Annotated in this window: 16 protein-coding genes; 12 read left to right on the plus strand and 4 right to left on the minus strand. The window is 67.5% G+C overall.

Annotated elements, in window-relative coordinates; translation table 11 throughout:
• The first annotated feature begins 12 nt into the window (after window positions 1–12).
• The 3 genes from G6N57_RS18705 to G6N57_RS18715 are packed head-to-tail and all read left to right on the plus strand — an operon-like array spanning window position 13 to window position 2,115.
• A complete protein-coding gene (locus tag G6N57_RS18705; protein WP_077741089.1) occupies window positions 13–684 on the plus strand; it encodes a histidine phosphatase family protein in 672 nt (223 codons plus the stop codon).
• Between the two features lie 35 nt (window positions 685–719).
• Complete coding sequence (locus G6N57_RS18710) at window positions 720–1,307, plus strand: Rv2134c family protein (RefSeq protein WP_070188695.1); 588 nt, start codon at window positions 720–722, stop codon at window positions 1,305–1,307.
• Window positions 1,291–2,115, plus strand: coding sequence for an Rv2133c family protein (locus G6N57_RS18715; protein ID WP_077741088.1), 825 nt, complete (start codon window positions 1,291–1,293; stop codon window positions 2,113–2,115). Before G6N57_RS18710 ends, G6N57_RS18715 begins: the two co-directional genes overlap by 17 nt.
• Here the strand turns inward: G6N57_RS18715 and G6N57_RS18720 are convergent.
• A complete protein-coding gene (locus tag G6N57_RS18720; protein WP_077741087.1) occupies window positions 2,112–2,519 on the minus strand; it encodes a DUF2628 domain-containing protein in 408 nt (135 codons plus the stop codon). The two genes, G6N57_RS18715 and G6N57_RS18720, sit on opposite strands and share 4 nt — an antisense overlap.
• Before the next feature lie 92 nt (window positions 2,520–2,611).
• Here G6N57_RS18720 and G6N57_RS18725 point away from each other — a divergent pair, with 92 nt between their 5' ends.
• The 3 genes from G6N57_RS18725 to G6N57_RS18735 all read left to right on the plus strand — a co-directional run bounded on the left by G6N57_RS18725 (window position 2,612) and on the right by G6N57_RS18735 (window position 5,669).
• On the plus strand, window positions 2,612–3,373 hold the full coding sequence (locus G6N57_RS18725) for a 3'(2'),5'-bisphosphate nucleotidase CysQ (RefSeq protein WP_077741086.1): 762 nt from the start codon (window positions 2,612–2,614) through the stop codon (window positions 3,371–3,373).
• A gap of 134 nt (window positions 3,374–3,507) precedes the next feature.
• Window positions 3,508–4,746, plus strand: coding sequence for a cysteine--1-D-myo-inosityl 2-amino-2-deoxy-alpha-D-glucopyranoside ligase (gene mshC / locus G6N57_RS18730; RefSeq protein ID WP_077741997.1), 1,239 nt, complete (start codon window positions 3,508–3,510; stop codon window positions 4,744–4,746).
• A 38-nt stretch (window positions 4,747–4,784) separates the two neighbouring features.
• Window positions 4,785–5,669, plus strand: coding sequence for an SDR family oxidoreductase (locus G6N57_RS18735; RefSeq protein ID WP_077741085.1), 885 nt, complete (start codon window positions 4,785–4,787; stop codon window positions 5,667–5,669).
• An 87-nt stretch (window positions 5,670–5,756) separates the two neighbouring features.
• Here G6N57_RS18735 and G6N57_RS18740 read toward each other — a convergent pair whose 3' ends face one another.
• Complete coding sequence (locus G6N57_RS18740) at window positions 5,757–6,635, minus strand: PAC2 family protein (RefSeq protein WP_077741084.1); 879 nt, start codon at window positions 6,633–6,635, stop codon at window positions 5,757–5,759.
• Window positions 6,636–6,913: 278 nt separating this feature from the next.
• On the opposite strand from G6N57_RS18740, the gene metH reads away from it, so the two are divergent.
• Entirely contained in the window at window positions 6,914–10,651 is a 3,738-nt protein-coding gene (metH, locus tag G6N57_RS18745; protein WP_077741083.1) for a methionine synthase, read from the plus strand.
• A gap of 52 nt (window positions 10,652–10,703) precedes the next feature.
• Here the strand turns inward: metH and G6N57_RS18750 are convergent, their stop codons facing one another.
• Window positions 10,704–11,501 carry an SDR family oxidoreductase gene (locus tag G6N57_RS18750; RefSeq protein ID WP_077741082.1) on the minus strand — a complete coding sequence of 266 codons (798 nt, stop codon included), beginning with the start codon at window positions 11,499–11,501 and terminating at the stop codon, window positions 10,704–10,706.
• Window positions 11,502–11,546: 45 nt separating this feature from the next.
• Here G6N57_RS18750 and G6N57_RS18755 point away from each other — a divergent pair, with 45 nt between their 5' ends.
• The gene (locus G6N57_RS18755) at window positions 11,547–12,230 is read left to right on the plus strand and encodes an HAD family hydrolase (RefSeq protein ID WP_077741996.1); all 684 of its coding nucleotides are present in this window, start codon (window positions 11,547–11,549) and stop codon (window positions 12,228–12,230) included.
• Between the two features lie 57 nt (window positions 12,231–12,287).
• Entirely contained in the window at window positions 12,288–13,883 is a 1,596-nt protein-coding gene (locus tag G6N57_RS18760) for a sugar porter family MFS transporter (RefSeq protein WP_077741081.1), read from the plus strand.
• On the opposite strand, the gene G6N57_RS18765 is transcribed toward G6N57_RS18760, so the two are convergent.
• Window positions 13,880–14,356 (minus strand): DUF7956 family protein, encoded by a 477-nt coding sequence (locus G6N57_RS18765; RefSeq protein WP_077741080.1) that lies wholly within the window; start codon window positions 14,354–14,356, stop codon window positions 13,880–13,882. The two genes, G6N57_RS18760 and G6N57_RS18765, sit on opposite strands and share 4 nt — an antisense overlap.
• 37 nt (window positions 14,357–14,393) lie before the next feature.
• Between G6N57_RS18765 and G6N57_RS18770 the strand changes: the two genes are divergently transcribed.
• The 3 genes from G6N57_RS18770 to G6N57_RS18780 all read left to right on the plus strand — a co-directional run bounded on the left by G6N57_RS18770 (window position 14,394) and on the right by G6N57_RS18780 (window position 16,117).
• Entirely contained in the window at window positions 14,394–14,675 is a 282-nt protein-coding gene (locus G6N57_RS18770) for a phosphoribosyl-ATP diphosphatase (protein ID WP_077741079.1), read from the plus strand.
• 15 nt (window positions 14,676–14,690) lie between these two features.
• The gene (hisG, locus tag G6N57_RS18775) at window positions 14,691–15,545 is read left to right on the plus strand and encodes an ATP phosphoribosyltransferase (RefSeq protein WP_077741995.1); all 855 of its coding nucleotides are present in this window, start codon (window positions 14,691–14,693) and stop codon (window positions 15,543–15,545) included.
• A gap of 89 nt (window positions 15,546–15,634) precedes the next feature.
• Window positions 15,635–16,117 (plus strand): DUF4126 family protein, encoded by a 483-nt coding sequence (locus G6N57_RS18780; RefSeq protein WP_077741994.1) that lies wholly within the window; start codon window positions 15,635–15,637, stop codon window positions 16,115–16,117.
• Window position 16,118: the final 1 nt, after the last annotated feature.

The following is a 16,118-nucleotide window of genomic DNA, read 5'->3' on the forward strand; positions in this document are numbered from 1 at the left end:
GGAGGAGTCGATATGACGGTGATCCTGCTGCGGCACGGCCGTTCGACGTCGAACACCGCGCATACGCTCGCGGGCCGAAGCGAGGGTGTCGACCTCGACGAGCGCGGCGTCGAGCAGGCCGCCGGCCTGGTCGCGCGTATCGGGGAACTGCCGGTGACCGCCATCGTGCACTCGCCCTTGCTGCGCTGCGAGCGCACGGTGGCGCCGCTGGCCGAGGCGCTCGCCCTGCAACCCATCGTCGATGACCGGCTCACCGAGGTGGACTACGGCAGCTGGACCGGCCGCGCCATCGGCGAGCTGGTCAAGGAGCCGCTGTGGGCGGTCGTACAGCAGCAGCCCAGCGCCGCGGTGTTCCCCGATGGTGAGGGGCTGGCTCAGGTGCAGGCCCGGGCGGTGGCCGCGGTGCGGGAACGTGACCGCGCGCTCGCCGAACAGCACGGGGCCGACGTGTTGTGGGTGGCCTGTACCCACGGTGATGTGATCAAGGCGGTGCTCGCCGACGCTCTGGGTGTGCACCTGGACGGGTTCCAGCGCATCACGGCAGACCCCGCGTCGATGAGCGTGATCCGCTACACCGAGGTGCGCCCGTTCGTGATGCACATCAACCACACCGGTGCCCAGTTGAGCGCCGGACTGGCGGCCAAACCCGCCACCGACGCCGTGGTGGGTGGGTCCACCAACTGACCCGCGGCTTCGCTACCGGTATTTTGGAAGGTGCCATGGCCCGCGCAATTCATGTTTTCCGCACTCCCGACCGCTTTGTGGCCGGGACCGTCGGCCAACCCGGTAACCGGACGTTCTACCTGCAGGCTGTCCACGACAAGCGGGTGATCTCGGTGATCCTGGAGAAGCAGCAGGTCGCCGTGTTGGCGGAGCGGATCGCTGCCCTGCTGACCGAGATCAACCGCCGTTTCGGCACCCCGATCCCGCCGGACACCGGCGAGGTGAGTGATCTGCTGCCGCTGGTCACCCCGGTCGACGCCGAGTTCCGCGTCGGGACGATGGGACTGGGCTGGGATTCGGAGGCACAGACCGTCGTGGTGGAGCTGCTCGCGGTCTCCGAAGGCGAATTCGACGCGTCGGTGGTCCTCGACGACGCCGAGGACGGCCCGGACGCCGTGCGCGTGTTCCTCACCCCTGAGTCGGCGCGGGAGTTCGCCACCCGCTCCAACCGGGTGATCTCCGCCGGCCGCCCGCCCTGCCCGCTGTGCGATGAGCCGCTGGACCCCGACGGTCACATCTGCGTGCGTACCAACGGCTATCGCCGCGGCGAGGTGGCCGGGTCCGAAGATGACGCAGATTCCTGACGGCCATACCGACGACGGTGCGGTACTGGCCGACGGCGAACTGACGGTGATCGGCCGAATCCGGTCGGCCAGCAACGCCACTTTCCTCTGCGAGGCAAACCTGGGTGACCGGCAGGTGCACTGTGTGTACAAGCCGATCCGGGGTGAGGCGCCGCTGTGGGATTTTCCCGACGGCACCTTGGCCGGCCGTGAACTGAGTGCGTATCTGGTGTCGGCCGCCTTGGGCTGGAACATTGTGCCCCGCACCATTATTCGGGATGGTCCGGCCGGGCCCGGGATGCTGCAGCTGTGGGTGGACCAACCCGGGGACCAGGTGGGGGACCAGCCCGGTTCGGGTCCCGATCTGGTGGACCTGCTGCCTGCCGGGCACCTCCCGCCGGGGTTCCTGCCGATCCTGCAGGCCTACGACTACGCCGGCGACGAGGTGACGCTGGTGCATGCCGACGATCCCCGGCTGTTCCGCATGGCGGTGTTCGATGTGCTGATCAACAATGCCGACCGCAAGGGCGGGCACATCCTGGCCGGTCTCGACGGGGCCGTGTACGGCGTGGACCACGGCGTGAGCCTGCACGTCGAGGACAAGCTGCGGACGGTGCTGTGGGGCTGGGCCGGCAAGCCTGTCGACGACGACACCCTGGCCGACATCGCCGCGCTGCGGGACGGGTTCGCCGGCCTCGCGGAGCAGTTGTGCGCACACATCACCGAAGCCGAGATCGCCGCGTTGCGGTCGAGAGTCCTTGGGTTACTGCACAATCCGGTGATGCCGACGCCCGATAGGCACCGGCCGATCCCGTGGCCGGCCTTCTAGCGGGCCCGCCCGAACCCCTCGAACGGATTCCACGACTGGCTACCGCGCACCACGTGCAGGTAGTAGGCGTAGTTCGCCGTCGACATCGCGAGCGCCCCGATGGCGATTCCGGCGGACCGCCCGATCGCGTCGCTGACATCGAGGATCGCCAGCACCGCTCCCGCGGCGATCGCGATTCCCAACAGTGTCAATCCCTTGCGCCACATGCCTTTGACGAAGAAGTAGATCGGGCCGAACAGGAACGCCAGGATGTTGGAGGTGAGCCGCAGCTTGGCCATGAAGCTGAGATTGCGGTAGGCGGCCTTGGCTTCGGGGCTTGAGCCGGGCAGACCGTAGGTGTGGAAGAAATCGAATTTCCAGCGCCACGAGTCGGACAGGTTGTCGACAGGCGTCTGCTCGGTCATGAATCTCCTCTGTAGCGGCGGCGGGACCTCACCTTACTGGTGCAACCGGCCCCGCCAACGCACCAATTCGGTGCGCCACCGATACTTGGTCGGTGCACGCGACCGACGCCGACCTGGCTGCCGCAGTGGCCAAGGAGGCCGGTGAGCTGTTACTGGCCGTGCGCGAGGAGGTCGGCTTCTACGATCCCTACTACCTCGGTGACGAGGGCGACCGCCGCTCCAACGCACTGATCCTGGAGCGTCTGGCCCAGGCCCGCCCCGGTGATTCCGTGCTCAGCGAGGAGGCGGTCGACGACCTGTCCCGCGTCGAGGCCGACCGGGTCTGGATCGTCGACCCGGTAGACGGAACCCACGAATTCTCCTTGCCTGGCCGGGAGGACTGGGCGGTGCACATCGCCCTGTGGCAGCGGTCGGTGGGGGTCGACGGCGGCCTGTCCGACGCGGTGGTGGCCCTGCCCGCCCGGGGTGAGGTGTACCGCAGCGATACGGTCACCCCGCCCGGCCCGCGGCGGCCCGGCCCACTGCTGATCACCGCGAGCTCGAATCGCCCCCCTGCGGTGCTGTGGCGGATGCGCGAGCAGCTCGACTTCCGGATGGTGCGCATCGGCTCGGCCGGGGCCAAGGCGATGGCCGTGGTGCGCGGTGACGTCGACGCATACATCCATGCGGGTGGGCAGTGGGAGTGGGATTCGGCCGCACCCGCGGGGGTGGTGCTGGCCGCGGGCCTGCACGCGTCCCGGCTGGACGGGTCGGAGCTGCGCTACAACCGTGCCGACCCGTACCTGCCCGATTTCGTCATGTGCCGCAAGGAGCTGGCGCCGATTCTGCTGGAGGCGATCGGGGTGGCCCGGTGAGCATTCACCGCGGCGATTCGGTGGATGTTGCGAATGCGGGAATGAAACTGTCCGCGCGGTTGTCTGACTCGGGAGAACTGTGCGGGACCGACCGGCGGGAGGCCGTCCTGAGCGAGCACCTTAGAGTCGAGACCATGCGATCGTGGTCGGCACCGTCAATCCCGGTGCTGGAGGGGCGTGGTCCGCAACTGCGGTTGTACGACAGCGCCGACCGGCAGGTACGTCCGGTGACCCCCGGGCCGACGGCCACCATGTACGTGTGCGGCATCACCCCGTACGACGCCACCCACCTGGGGCATGCGGCGACCTACCTGACCTTCGATCTGGTGCACCGGCTGTGGCTGGACGCCGGACACACCGTGCACTACGTGCAGAACGTCACCGATGTGGACGATCCGCTGTTCGAGCGGGCCGACCGCGACGGCATCGACTGGCGTGACCTCGGTGACCGGGAAACCCAGCTGTTCCGCGACGACATGAGCGCCCTGCGGGTGCTGCCGCCGCACGACTACGTCGCGGCCACCGACGCGATCACCGAGGTGGTCGAGCTGGTGGAGAAGATGCTGGCTTCGGGTGCGGCCTACGTGGTCGACGACCCCGAATATCCCGATGTGTACTACCGCGCCGACGCCACCGTGCAGTTCGGTTACGAGTCCGGCTATGACCGCGAGACCATGCTCCGGCTGTTCGGCGAGCGCGGCGGTGACCCGGACCGCGCCGGCAAGGGGGACGAGCTCGACGCCCTGCTGTGGCGGGCGCAGCGGCCCGGTGAGCCCAGCTGGCCGTCACCCTTCGGTGCAGGCCGGCCCGGTTGGCATGTCGAGTGCTCCGCCATCGCGCTCACCCGTATCGGCTCGGGCCTCGACATCCAGGGCGGCGGCAGCGATCTGATCTTCCCGCACCACGAGTTCTCCGCCGCGCATGCCGAATCAGTCACGGGGGAGCGGCGTTTCGCCCGCCACTACGTGCACGCAGGCATGATCGGCTGGGACGGGCACAAGATGAGCAAGAGCCGCGGCAACCTGGTGCTGGTGTCGAGACTGCGCGCCGACGGCGTCGATCCGTCGGCGGTCCGTCTCGGGCTCTTCGCCGGCCATTACCGCTCGGACCGGTTCTGGAGCGACGAGGTGCTCGCGGAGGCCAATGCCCGGCTCGCGCACTGGCGCAGCGCCGCCGCGCTGCCCGCCGGGCCCGACACCACCGATGTGGTGGCCCGGGTGCGTCAGTACCTCGCCGACGACCTGGACACCCCGAAAGCACTTGCCGCACTGGATGGTTGGTGCACCGACGCACTGACCTACGGCGGCCATGACACGGCAGCGCCGCGGCAGATCGCCGACCTGGTGGACGCGCTGCTGGGGGTTGAGCTCTAGGTCTCGTCGGCTGCGCCCCGGTGCGGTACGTTGCCGCCATGGGTTCTGTGAACGGGAAAGTCGTCTTCATCACCGGCGGTGCCCGCGGCATCGGCGCCGAGGTGGCCCGCAGGCTGCGGCGCAGGGGCGCCAAACTGGTGCTCACCGACCTCGACGAGGCGCCGCTGAGCGCATTGGCCGCCGAACTCGGTGAGGAGCACGTGCTGACCGCGCTGGCCGACGTGCGCGATCTGGCCGCCATGCAGAAGGCCGCCGATGCCGCCGTCGAGCGATTCGGCGGCATCGACATCGTCATGGCCAACGCCGGTATCGCCAGCTTCGGCTCGGTCCTGCAGGTGGACCCGGAGGCGTTCAAGCGGGTCGTCGACATCAACGTGACCGGGGTGTTCAACACCGTGCGCGCCACGCTGCCTGCGGTCATCGAGCGTCGCGGGTACGTGCTGGTGGTGTCCTCCCTGGCGGCGTTCACCTCGGCACCCGGACTGGCCGCCTATCACGCATCCAAGGCCGGCGCCGAGTACTTCGCCAACACGTTGCGCCTGGAGGTGGCGCACCGCGGCGTCGACGTCGGCTCGGCACACATGAGCTGGATCGACACCCCGCTCGTGCAGGACGCCAAGTCGGATCTGTCGGCGTTCCGGGAGATGCTGTCCAAGCTGCCCCCGCCACTGAACCGGACCACCACCGTCGACGCCTGTGGCGCGGCCTTCGTCAAGGGCATCGAGGGACGCAAGAAGCGCATCTACAGCCCGGCATGGGTCGGGGCGTTCCGCTGGATCCGGCCGTTCGTCACCACGCCGCTGGCCGAGCGCGACATCCTCAAGTTCACCCCGACACTGCTGCCGAAACTCGACGCCGAAGCCGCCGCGCTGGGCCGTTCGACCAGTGCCCGCATCGAGGCGCTGGAGAAGCCGGAGAGTTAGGGGCCTTTCGACGCTGAGCGGCCAGTTATGACACGTGATCCGGCAGTATCCCGTGCACCAAGTGGCCGCTCGGCGGGAATCGGGAATTCATCGGCCGCGACGCCGCAGGTAGCGCTCGAATTCCGCGGCCAGCGCGTCGCCGTCGATCTTGCCGAGCACCTCGTGCATGTCGACCTCGGCGTCGCCGCGCTGTTCCAACGAGGCGACGTACTCCGCGATCTCCTCGTCCTCGGCGGTCATCTCGGTGACAGCCTGCTCCCACTCCTCGGCCGCCACCGGCAGGTCGGCCAGCGGCACCTCGACGTCGAGCACGTCCTCGACCCGGCGCAGCAGGGCCACGGTCGCCTTGGGGCTGGGCGGCTGCGAGACGTAGTGCGGCACGGCGGCCCAGAAGGTGACCGCCGGGATACCGGCCTGCACGCAGGCGTCCTGGAATACCCCGGCGATCCCGGTCGGGCCTTCGTAACGGGTCTCTTCGAGGCCGAAGAACTTCGCGGAATCGGCTGAGTACGCCGAACCCGACACCGGCACCGGCCGGGTGTGCGGGGTGTCGGCCAGCAGCGCGCCGAGGATCACCACGGTCTGCACGTTGAGTTTGTCGGCGATGGCCAGCAACTCGGCGCAGAAGGTGCGCCAGCGCATGTTGGGTTCGACGCCGTGCATCAACACCACGTCGCGGTTGCTGCCCGGGGGCCGGCAGTGCGAGATCCGCATCGATGGCCAGACCAGTTCCCGCGTCACGCCGTCGACCTGGCGGATCACCGGGCGGTTCACCTGATAGTCGTAGTACGACTCGTCGTCGATCTCGACGATCGGTTGGGCTTCCCAGATCGCATCCAGGTGGTCCAGTGCGTCACTGGCCGCGTCGCCGGCGTCATTCCAGCCCTCGAAGGCGGCCACGATGGTGGCGTCCTTCAATTCGGGCAGGTTCAGCGGCCGGCCGGCGGTCGGATACGACGGTGTCACACCCTCAGCGTAAGCCTTGGCGGGTGCCGATGAGTCCGTTGTGCGGGCGGGTCGCCGCCGCGTCGAACAGCGGTGTTTGATAGACCGACTACGCTGTTTCATATCGCGATCCCCACGCGGGCCGGGTCGATCGCGGCGACGAGTTGGGCGTCCACACGTCTGTCGGATGACGACGTAGACTCTTCTGGTCGAGAGGCGTTGCAACGGTTCCGGGTTCTTGCCCGTTTCCGCCACGCTCGGCAGAGTCAAGGACGCCTTCCGCTACGGAAGGAACGCATGTGACTGCCCTTGAGCCGAACATCCGCCCGGATTCCACCGAGGAACTCACAGCTTCTCTGCGCCAGCGGATCATGGTGATCGACGGTGCGATGGGCACCGCGATCCAGCGGGACCGCCCGGACGAGGCCGGCTACCGCGGCGAACGGTTCAAGGACTGGCCGAGCGATCTCATCGGCAACAACGACCTGCTCAACCTGACGCAGCCGCAGATCATCGAGGGGATCCACCGCGAGTACCTCGAGGCGGGCGCCGACATCCTCGAGACCAACACGTTCAACGCGAACGCCGTCTCGCTGTCCGACTACGGCATGGAGGACCTGAGCTACGAGCTGAACTACGCCGGCGCTGCCCTGGCCCGGGCCGCCTGCGACGAGTTCAGCACGCCTGACAAGCCCCGCTACGTCGCCGGGGCGCTGGGGCCCACGACGCGGACTGCGTCGATCTCGCCGGATGTCAACGATCCCGGGGCCCGCAACGTCTCCTACGACCAGCTGGCCGCCGCCTACCTCGAAGCCGTCAACGGCCTGGTCGACGGTGGTGCCGACCTGCTCATCATCGAGACGATCTTCGACACGCTGAACGCCAAGGCCGCGGTGTTCGCCATCGAGACGCTGTTCGAGCAGCGGGGACGTCGGTGGCCGGTGATCATCTCGGGCACCATCACCGATGCTTCCGGGCGGACACTGTCCGGCCAGGTGACCGAAGCTTTCTGGAACTCGATCCGGCACGCGAAGCCGATCGCGGTGGGCCTGAACTGCGCCCTCGGTGCGCCGGAGATGAGGCCCTACATCGCCGAGATGGCGCGCATCGCCGACACCTTCGTCTCCTGCTACCCGAACGCGGGGCTGCCCAACGCTTTCGGCGAATACGACGAGACGCCGAAGCGTCAGGCCGGCTACGTCGCCGAGTTCGCCGAGGCCGGCCTGGTCAACATGGTCGGCGGTTGCTGTGGCACGGCGCCGGCGCACATCGCCGAGATCGCCAAGGTCGTCGAGGGTGTGCCGCCGCGCAAGGTTCCCGAGGTCGAGGTGGCCACTCGTTTGGCAGGCCTGGAGCCGCTCAACATCACCGAGGACTCGCTGTTCGTGAACATCGGCGAGCGCACCAACATCACGGGCTCGGCGCGGTTCCGGAACCTGATCAAGGCCGAGGATTACGACACCGCGCTGTCGGTCGCCCTGCAGCAGGTCGAGGTCGGTGCGCAGGTCATCGACATCAACATGGACGAGGGCATGATCGACGGCGTCGCCGCGATGGATCGCTTCACCAAGCTGATCGCGGCCGAACCCGACATCAGCCGCGTCCCGGTGATGATCGACTCCTCCAAGTGGGAGGTCATCGAGGCGGGTCTGAAGAACGTGCAGGGCAAGCCGATCGTCAACTCGATCTCCATGAAGGAGGGCGAGGACAAGTTCGTCCGCGAGGCCCGGCTGTGCCGCAAGTACGGTGCCGCCGTCGTCGTGATGGCCTTCGACGAGCAGGGACAGGCCGACAACCTGGAGCGCCGCAAGGAGATCTGCGGGCGCGCCTACCGGATCCTGACCGAAGACGTCGGCTTCCCGGCCGAGGACATCATCTTCGACCCGAACTGCTTCGCGCTGGCGACCGGCATCGAGGAGCATGCGACCTACGGGATCGACTTCATCCAGGCCTGCGCGTGGATCAAGGAAAACCTCCCCGGGGTCCACATCTCCGGCGGTATCTCGAACGTGTCGTTCTCGTTCCGCGGCAACAATCCGGTCCGCGAGGCGATCCACGCGGTGTTCCTTTTCCACGCCATCAAGGCCGGTCTGGACATGGGCATCGTCAACGCGGGTGCGCTGGTGCCCTACGACTCGATCGACCCCGAGCTGCGGGACCGCATCGAGGACGTCGTCCTGAACCGTCGTGAGGACGCGGCCGAACGGCTGCTGGAGATCGCGGAACGGTTCAACAAGGCCTCGGGCAAGGAAGAGGATCAAGGGGCGGCCGAGTGGCGTACCCTCCCGGTCCGCGAGCGCATCACCCACGCCCTGGTCAAGGGCATCGACGCCCACGTCGATGCCGACACCGAGGAGCTGCGGGCCGAGATCGCCGCCGCCGGCGGGCGGCCGATCGAGGTGATCGAGGGCCCGCTGATGGACGGCATGAACGTCGTCGGCGACCTCTTCGGCTCGGGCAAGATGTTCCTGCCCCAGGTCGTGAAGTCGGCCCGGGTGATGAAGAAGGCCGTGGCTTATCTGCTGCCGTTCATCGAGGCGGAGAAGGAACAGAACGGCACGGCCGACTCCAAGGACACCAACGGCACCATCGTGATGGCGACCGTCAAGGGCGACGTCCACGACATCGGCAAGAACATCGTCGGGGTTGTGCTGCAGTGCAACAACTTCGAGGTGATCGACCTCGGCGTCATGGTGCCCGCGAGCAAGATCCTGGACGCGGCGAGGGAACACAAGGCCGACATCATCGGGCTGTCCGGCCTGATCACCCCGTCCCTGGACGAGATGGTCAACTTCGCCGTCGAGATGGAACGCGAGGGCCTGGAGATCCCGCTGCTGATCGGTGGCGCGACCACCTCCCGCGCGCATACGGCCGTCAAGATCTCGCCGCGCCGCAGCGGTCCGGTGGTCTGGGTCAAGGACGCGTCCCGCTCGGTGCCGGTCGCGGCCGCGCTGCTCGACGACAAGCAACGGCCGGCTCTGCTGGAGGCCACCGAGAAGGACTACGCATCCCTGCGCGAACGCCACGCCCAGAAGAACGAGCGGCCGACGGTGACGCTGGAGAAGGCCCGCGCCAACCGCACCCCGATCGAGTGGGACGGCTACACGCCACCGGTGCCCGCACAGGGCGTCGGCGTGCGCGAATTCCATGACTACGACCTCGCCGAACTGCGCGAGTACATCGACTGGCAGCCGTTCTTCAACGCCTGGGAGATGAAGGGCCGATTCCCCGACATCCTCAACAACCCGGCCTCGGGCGAGGCGGCCCGCAAGCTGTACGACGACGCCCAGGAGATGCTCGACACCCTGATCAAGGAGAAATGGCTGCGCGCCAACGGGGTGATCGGGTTCTTCCCGGCGAACGCGGTCGGCGACGACATCGAGGTGTACACCGACGACACCCGTACCGAGGTGCTGACCACGTTGCACAACCTGCGCCAGCAGGGCGAGCACCGCGACGGCGTCCCGAACAAGTCGCTGGGTGATTTCATCGCGCCCAAGGGCACCGGTCTGGCCGACTACGTCGGGGCCTTCGCCGTCACCGCGGGGCTCGGTAGCCAGGACAAGATCATGGAGTTCAAGGCGGCCCTCGACGACTACAGCGCGATCCTGCTCGAGTCGCTCGCCGACCGGCTGGCAGAGGCATTCGCCGAACGGATGCATCAGCGGGTCCGCGAGGAGTTCTGGGGATACCAGCCCGACGAGCAGCTCGACAACGATGCGCTCATCGCGGAGCGCTACGTCGGTATCCGCCCGGCTCCCGGTTACCCGGCCTGCCCCGAGCACACCGAGAAGGCGACGCTCTGGGAGTTGATGGATGTCAAACAGCGGACCGGAATCGAGCTGACCGACTCGATGGCGATGTGGCCCGGTGCGGCCGTCAGCGGCTGGTACTTCTCGCACCCGCAATCGCAGTACTTCGTGGTCGGCCGGTTGGCGCAGGACCAGGTCGCCGACTACGCGAGGCGCAAGGGCTGGACCCTGGCCGAGGCCGAGCGCTGGCTCGCGCCCAACCTGGGCTACAACCCGGAGGACTGACGAGGCCGAAACCCGGTGCGCCCCAATGGTTCACGGGCGCAGTCGGGTCGGTCTAGCTGAACAAGTCCCGGTTACGGGCTGCCCACTGCGCCATCGACTCGGCCGGGGTGCCCGTCAGTCGCTCGACGTTGTCGTTGGCGGCCTGGTGTGCCGGATCGTGCTCGAACAGGTCGAGGTACCAGTGCGCCCCGTCGCCCATGACGGGACGCAGCAGCTCCTCGGCTTCGGCGCGGCTGCACCGCTGCATGTCGACGGGCGTGCCGAGGCCGACGCCGATCTGGCGGGCGATGTCGGCGCGGGTCAACGCCACCGGGCCGGTGAGCTCGTACATCGCGTTGAGATGGGCCTCCGGCGGGGTGGTCAACAGGTGCGCCGCCACCCGGGCGATGTCATCCATCGACACCGGCGACTCGACGTGCTCCGGGCTGACGTCGCGGACCGTGCCCGTCTTGATCTGCGGAGCCCACATCGCGAAGTTCTCGCAGAACTCGCCGGGGCCGAGCTGGGTGTGCGCCAGCCCGGAGGCGGCGACGGCAGCGGCGTGTTCGGACCAGTGCGCACCGCCCGACAGCGCCACCACGTGCTGTATCCCGGCCTGCACCATCAATTCCAGGGTGAGCCCGACGGTGGCGGGGAACGGCGCCAGGTACACCCGTTCGACGCCCTCGAATGCGGCCGGCAACGTCTGCGGTTTGCCCAGATAACCGGTGATTGCTGTCACATCCGGCGGCAGCGCGGCTTTCGCCGGATTCGCGGTCAGGGCGCGGATGTCGTGGGCGCCCAAACGAATTAGTTCGTCCACCACGCGCCTGCCGATATTTCCGGTGGCCCCGGTCACCAAGATCGTCATGCTCCCACGCTATCCACCGGGTCCGACAATGAGAGAATGGCGGACATGCGTGCTGTGCTGTGGGATATGGACGGCACGCTCGTCGACTCCGAAAAGCTCTGGGACATCGCCATGCACGCGCTGTACGCGCGGATGGGCGGGGTGCTCACCGACGGGGTACGGGAATCCACGGTCGGCGGTTCGGCCGAGACCGTCATGCGGATCGTCTATGACGATCTGGGGCTGGAGCCCGAACCCGCCGCGATGGCCGAGTCGGCCGACTGGTTGCACGACTACACCGGAGAGCTTTTCGAGCAGGGTTTGCCGTGGCGGCCCGGTGCTCAGGAGATGCTCGACGGTCTCACCACCGCCGGGATCCCGATGGCCCTGGTGACCAACACCCGGCGGGATCTGGCTGAGCGGGCGTTGAACAGCATTGGCCGTCATTACTTTTCGGTGACCGTCTGCGGTGACGAGGTCCCCAGCGGCAAGCCGGCACCTGACCCGTATCTGCGCGCGGCCGATCTTCTCGGCGTCTCCGCCACATCCTGCCTGGCGGTCGAGGATTCGGTCACCGGCACGGCATCCGCCGAGGCCGCGGGCTGCCCCGTGCTGGTGGTGCCCAACGACGTCGACGTCCCCGCAGGCCCGTTGCGGCGACACGTTTCTTCGCTGACACACCTCGATGTCGCGGGCCTCCGCGCGGTGTATCACGAACTGAATTCCCAAGCCGGAGAACGCACCGCCTGATCCGACCCGTGTGATTCAATGTGAGCCTGATCACGCATTGCTGCGGAAGGGCGTCCCATGACTCACGGACCGGTCGACGATCCTGCATCGGACCTGGACTACGAGGAAACCGAGCACAGCGGCAAGGTGGTCCGGATAGCTTCGGTGGCCGCGTTGGGCGGCTTGCTCTTCGGTTATGACAGCGCGGTGATCAACGGGGCGGTCGCCGCCCTGCAGGACGAATTCCAGATCAACAACGTGGTTCTCGGTTCCGCGGTGGCCTCGGCACTGCTCGGCGCCGCGGTGGGCGCGCTGACGGCGGGCCAGCTGGCCGATCGGATCGGCCGGCGGTCGGTCATGAAGCTCGCGGCGCTGCTGTTCTTGATCAGCGCGATCGGCACCGCCGTTGCCACTCATATCTGGCTGGTGGTGATCTTCCGCATCATCGGCGGCCTCGGGGTCGGCGTCGCCTCGGTCATCGCGCCGACGTACATCGCCGAGACGGCACCGCCGCGCATCCGCGGGCGACTGGGCTCACTTCAGCAGCTGGCGATCGTGACCGGAATTTTCCTGTCCCTGTCGGTCGACTATCTGCTGGCGCATCTGGCAGGCGGCTCCCGCGAAGAATTGTGGCTGGGTTTGGCGGCCTGGCGCTGGATGTTCCTGGTCATGGCCATTCCGGCCCTGGTGTACGGCGCTCTGGCCTACACCATCCCCGAGTCACCGCGGTACCTGGTCGCCAAGTTCCGAATTCCCGAGGCGCGCAAGGTGCTCTCCATGCTGCTCGGCGAGAAGAACCTCGAGATCACCATCCACCGGATCGAGGACTCGCTGAAGTCCGAGAAACCGCCGTCCTGGCAGGATCTGCTCAAGCCGGCTCCCGGATCGATCGGGCGGTTCACCGCATGGGTGCGCCGCTACGTGTGGTGGCTGTTGCTGCTGTTCATCGCCCTGGCCGTGGCGTCGGTCTCGCTCGGATTCTGGCTCCTGGCCGTGGTCTTCGCCGCACTCGGCATCGGGGTGGCCGTCGTCAGCGGGCTGTACGGCATCGTCTGGGTTGGCTTGGGGCTGTCCATTTTCCAGCAGTTCGTCGGTATCAACGTGATCTTCTACTACTCGAATGTGTTGTGGGAGGCCGTCGGATTCAAGGAGAGCCAGGCGTTCACCATCACCGTGATCACCTCGGTGACCAACATCGTCACCACGTTGATCGCAATCGCGCTGATCGACAAGATCGGGCGCAAGCCTCTGCTCCTGATCGGCTCCACCGGCATGGCGGTCACCCTGGGCACCATGGCCGTGATCTTCGGAACCGCCCCACAGGTCGACGGTCAGCCCCAGTTGGGCAGTGTGGCCGGGCCGATCGCGCTGATCGCGGCCAACCTGTTCGTGGTGGCGTTCGGCATGTCGTGGGGTCCGGTGGTGTGGGTTCTGCTGGGGGAGATGTTCCCCAACCGGATCCGGGCCGCGGCGTTGGGTCTGGCGGCGGCGGGGCAGTGGGTGGCCAACTGGTTGATCACCGTGTCGTTCCCGGAACTGCGGAACGTGCTGGGAGTGGCGTACGGCTTCTACGCGCTGTGCGCGCTGCTGTCGTTGCTCTTCGTCTGGAAGTGGGTCCAGGAGACCAAGGGCAAACACCTCGAGGACATGCACGCCGAGGCGATGAGCGCCTAGCGCGGCTCCGGCGGAGGCTCGTAGTCGTCGGTGTAGGGCGCGCAACCGACGGCGCGCGCGATCTCCACGGCCGCATCGATCAGCTGGTCAGGTGAGCGGTCCCGATGGGCCAGATAGACCTCACAGTGGCCGGCGACGACCCATACGCTGGACATTTGCGGCTGCACCAGGGCGAACTCGTCGGCTTCGGCACGTGGCACCTCGTAGGTTCCCGGAGTGAGGTCGCCGCCATAGCGCAACTCCTCGACCTCGGTGGCGAAGTCGTCGACCGGGTGGATCGACACCGCCAGAAGCGGAGGTGCGGCCACGTCGGCACCCCAGGAAGCGGACAGGCAGGCGAGCGGCTGGATCGGGTTGGCCAGGCGGTTGTTCTGGACCAGACCGTCGACGATCACATGTTTGGACAGGATCGCGCGGATCGCCGCGACCCGGGCAGTGTAGGTCGGCAGCTCGTCGCCGGCTGGTTCGCTCACCCTTCTATTGCACCGCACGAATCGACCCCCACGGCGCATGAAACAATTCATGTCCGTGAAGACCTTCGATGCCCTGTTTGCCGAACTCAGCGACAAAGCGCGCACCAGACCTGCCGGAAGCGGCACGGTCGCCGCACTTGACGCCGGCGTCCATGGGCTCGGCAAGAAGATCCTGGAGGAGGCCGGCGAGGTGTGGCTGGCCGCCGAGCACGAGAGCGACGAGTCGCTCGCCGAGGAGGTCAGCCAGTTGCTGTACTGGACCCAGGTGCTGATGATCTCCCGGGGCCTGACCCTCGACGACGTCTACCGGAAGTTGTGAGCCGTGGCCGATCAGATGTTGCGCGTCGCGGTGCCCAACAAGGGCTCGCTCAGCGAAGCGGCCGCCGAGATCCTCTCCGAGGCCGGGTACCGGCGCCGGCGTGACCCCAAGGACCTGACCGTCGTCGACCCGGTCAACAACGTCGAATTCTTCTTTCTGCGGCCCAAGGACATCGCGATCTATGTGGGTTCGGGGCAACTCGATCTCGGCATCACCGGACGGGACCTGGCCGCCGATTCGGACGCCCCGGTGCGGGAGCGCCTGTCACTGGGCTTCGGTAATTCCACCTTCCGTTACGCCGGTCCGGCCGGACGTGAGTGGAGTTCACAGGACCTGGCGGGCAAACGCATCGCCACCTCGTTCCCGAACCTGGTGCGCAAGGACCTTGCGGCGCAGGGCATCGAGGCCTCGGTGATCCGGCTGGACGGCGCGGTCGAGATCTCGATTCAGCTCGGCGTGGCCGACGTCATCGCCGACGTGGTCGGCTCGGGCCGCACCCTGGGACTGCACGACCTGGTGGCATTCGGTGCGCCGCTGTGCGAGTCGGAGGCGGTGCTGATCGAACGCGACGGCGCCGACGGTGACGACAATGCCTCGGCGCGCGATCAGCTGACCGCCCGCGTGCAGGGTGTGGTGTTCGGTCAGCAGTACCTGATGCTGGATTACGACTGCCCGCGTGCGGTTTTGGAGCAGGCCACCGCGGTGACACCGGGGCTGGAGTCGCCGACCATCGCGCCGTTGGCGGATCCGGACTGGGTGGCCGTGCGGGCTCTGGTACCGCGGCGCGACGTCAACGCCATCATGGATGAGATCGCCGCGATCGGCGCCAAAGCGATACTCGCGTCAGATATTCGGTTCTGCCGTTTCTAACGGACGGATACCGCCGTCTCTGATCGGCGCGTGCCGCGGCACATTGCGTGTTAGCGTCCGGGGGACAATTCCAGGCCCCGGAGGTCGCCGTGACGCATTTTCTGGTTCTGTTGTTGGCTCTTCTCATCGGCGTGGTGGCCGGTCTGCGGGCATTCACCGCTCCGGCCGCGGTGGCGTGGGCCGCTGCGTTGAACTGGATCAACCTCGACGGCACCTGGGCCCAGTGGTTGGCGCACCCGGTCACCGTCACCGTGCTGACCGTTCTCGCTGTGGTGGAGTTGGTTACCGATCAGCTGCCGCGCACGCCGAGCCGCAAGACGCCGATGCAGTTCATCGCCCGCCTGATCACCGGTGCGTTCGCCGGTGCGGTGATCGGCACCGCGTGGGGCTACACGTTCACCGCGCTCGGTGCCGCTCTCGTCGGTGCCGTGATCGGTACCCTCGGCGGTTACGAGGCGCGAAAGCGGTTGGTCGACCGCAACGATGGCCATGATCTGCCCGTCGCGCTGTTCGAGGATGCGGTCGCCGTGCTCGGCGGTTTCGCGATCGCAGCCCTCACCTCCGTCCTCTAGT

Source organism: Mycolicibacterium boenickei (assembly GCF_010731295.1).
In the GTDB taxonomy this organism is placed as follows: Bacteria; Actinomycetota; Actinomycetes; order Mycobacteriales; family Mycobacteriaceae; genus Mycobacterium; species Mycobacterium boenickei.

Excerpts from the sequence above, each read along its gene's own strand:
- G6N57_RS18705 (WP_077741089.1), top strand. The coding sequence starts at position 13 with ATGACGGTGATCCTGCTGCGGCACGGCCGTTCGACGTCGAACACCGCG.
- G6N57_RS18710 (WP_070188695.1), top strand. The coding sequence starts at position 720 with ATGGCCCGCGCAATTCATGTTTTCCGCACTCCCGACCGCTTTGTGGCC.
- G6N57_RS18715 (WP_077741088.1), top strand. The coding sequence starts at position 1,291 with ATGACGCAGATTCCTGACGGCCATACCGACGACGGTGCGGTACTGGCC.
- G6N57_RS18720 (WP_077741087.1), bottom strand. The coding sequence starts at position 2,519 with ATGACCGAGCAGACGCCTGTCGACAACCTGTCCGACTCGTGGCGCTGG.
- mshC (WP_077741997.1), top strand. The coding sequence starts at position 3,508 with ATGCGATCGTGGTCGGCACCGTCAATCCCGGTGCTGGAGGGGCGTGGT.
- G6N57_RS18735 (WP_077741085.1), top strand. The coding sequence starts at position 4,785 with ATGGGTTCTGTGAACGGGAAAGTCGTCTTCATCACCGGCGGTGCCCGC.
- G6N57_RS18750 (WP_077741082.1), bottom strand. The coding sequence starts at position 11,501 with ATGACGATCTTGGTGACCGGGGCCACCGGAAATATCGGCAGGCGCGTG.
- G6N57_RS18755 (WP_077741996.1), top strand. The coding sequence starts at position 11,547 with ATGCGTGCTGTGCTGTGGGATATGGACGGCACGCTCGTCGACTCCGAA.
- G6N57_RS18760 (WP_077741081.1), top strand. The coding sequence starts at position 12,288 with ATGACTCACGGACCGGTCGACGATCCTGCATCGGACCTGGACTACGAG.
- G6N57_RS18770 (WP_077741079.1), top strand. The coding sequence starts at position 14,394 with ATGAAACAATTCATGTCCGTGAAGACCTTCGATGCCCTGTTTGCCGAA.
- hisG (WP_077741995.1), top strand. The coding sequence starts at position 14,691 with ATGTTGCGCGTCGCGGTGCCCAACAAGGGCTCGCTCAGCGAAGCGGCC.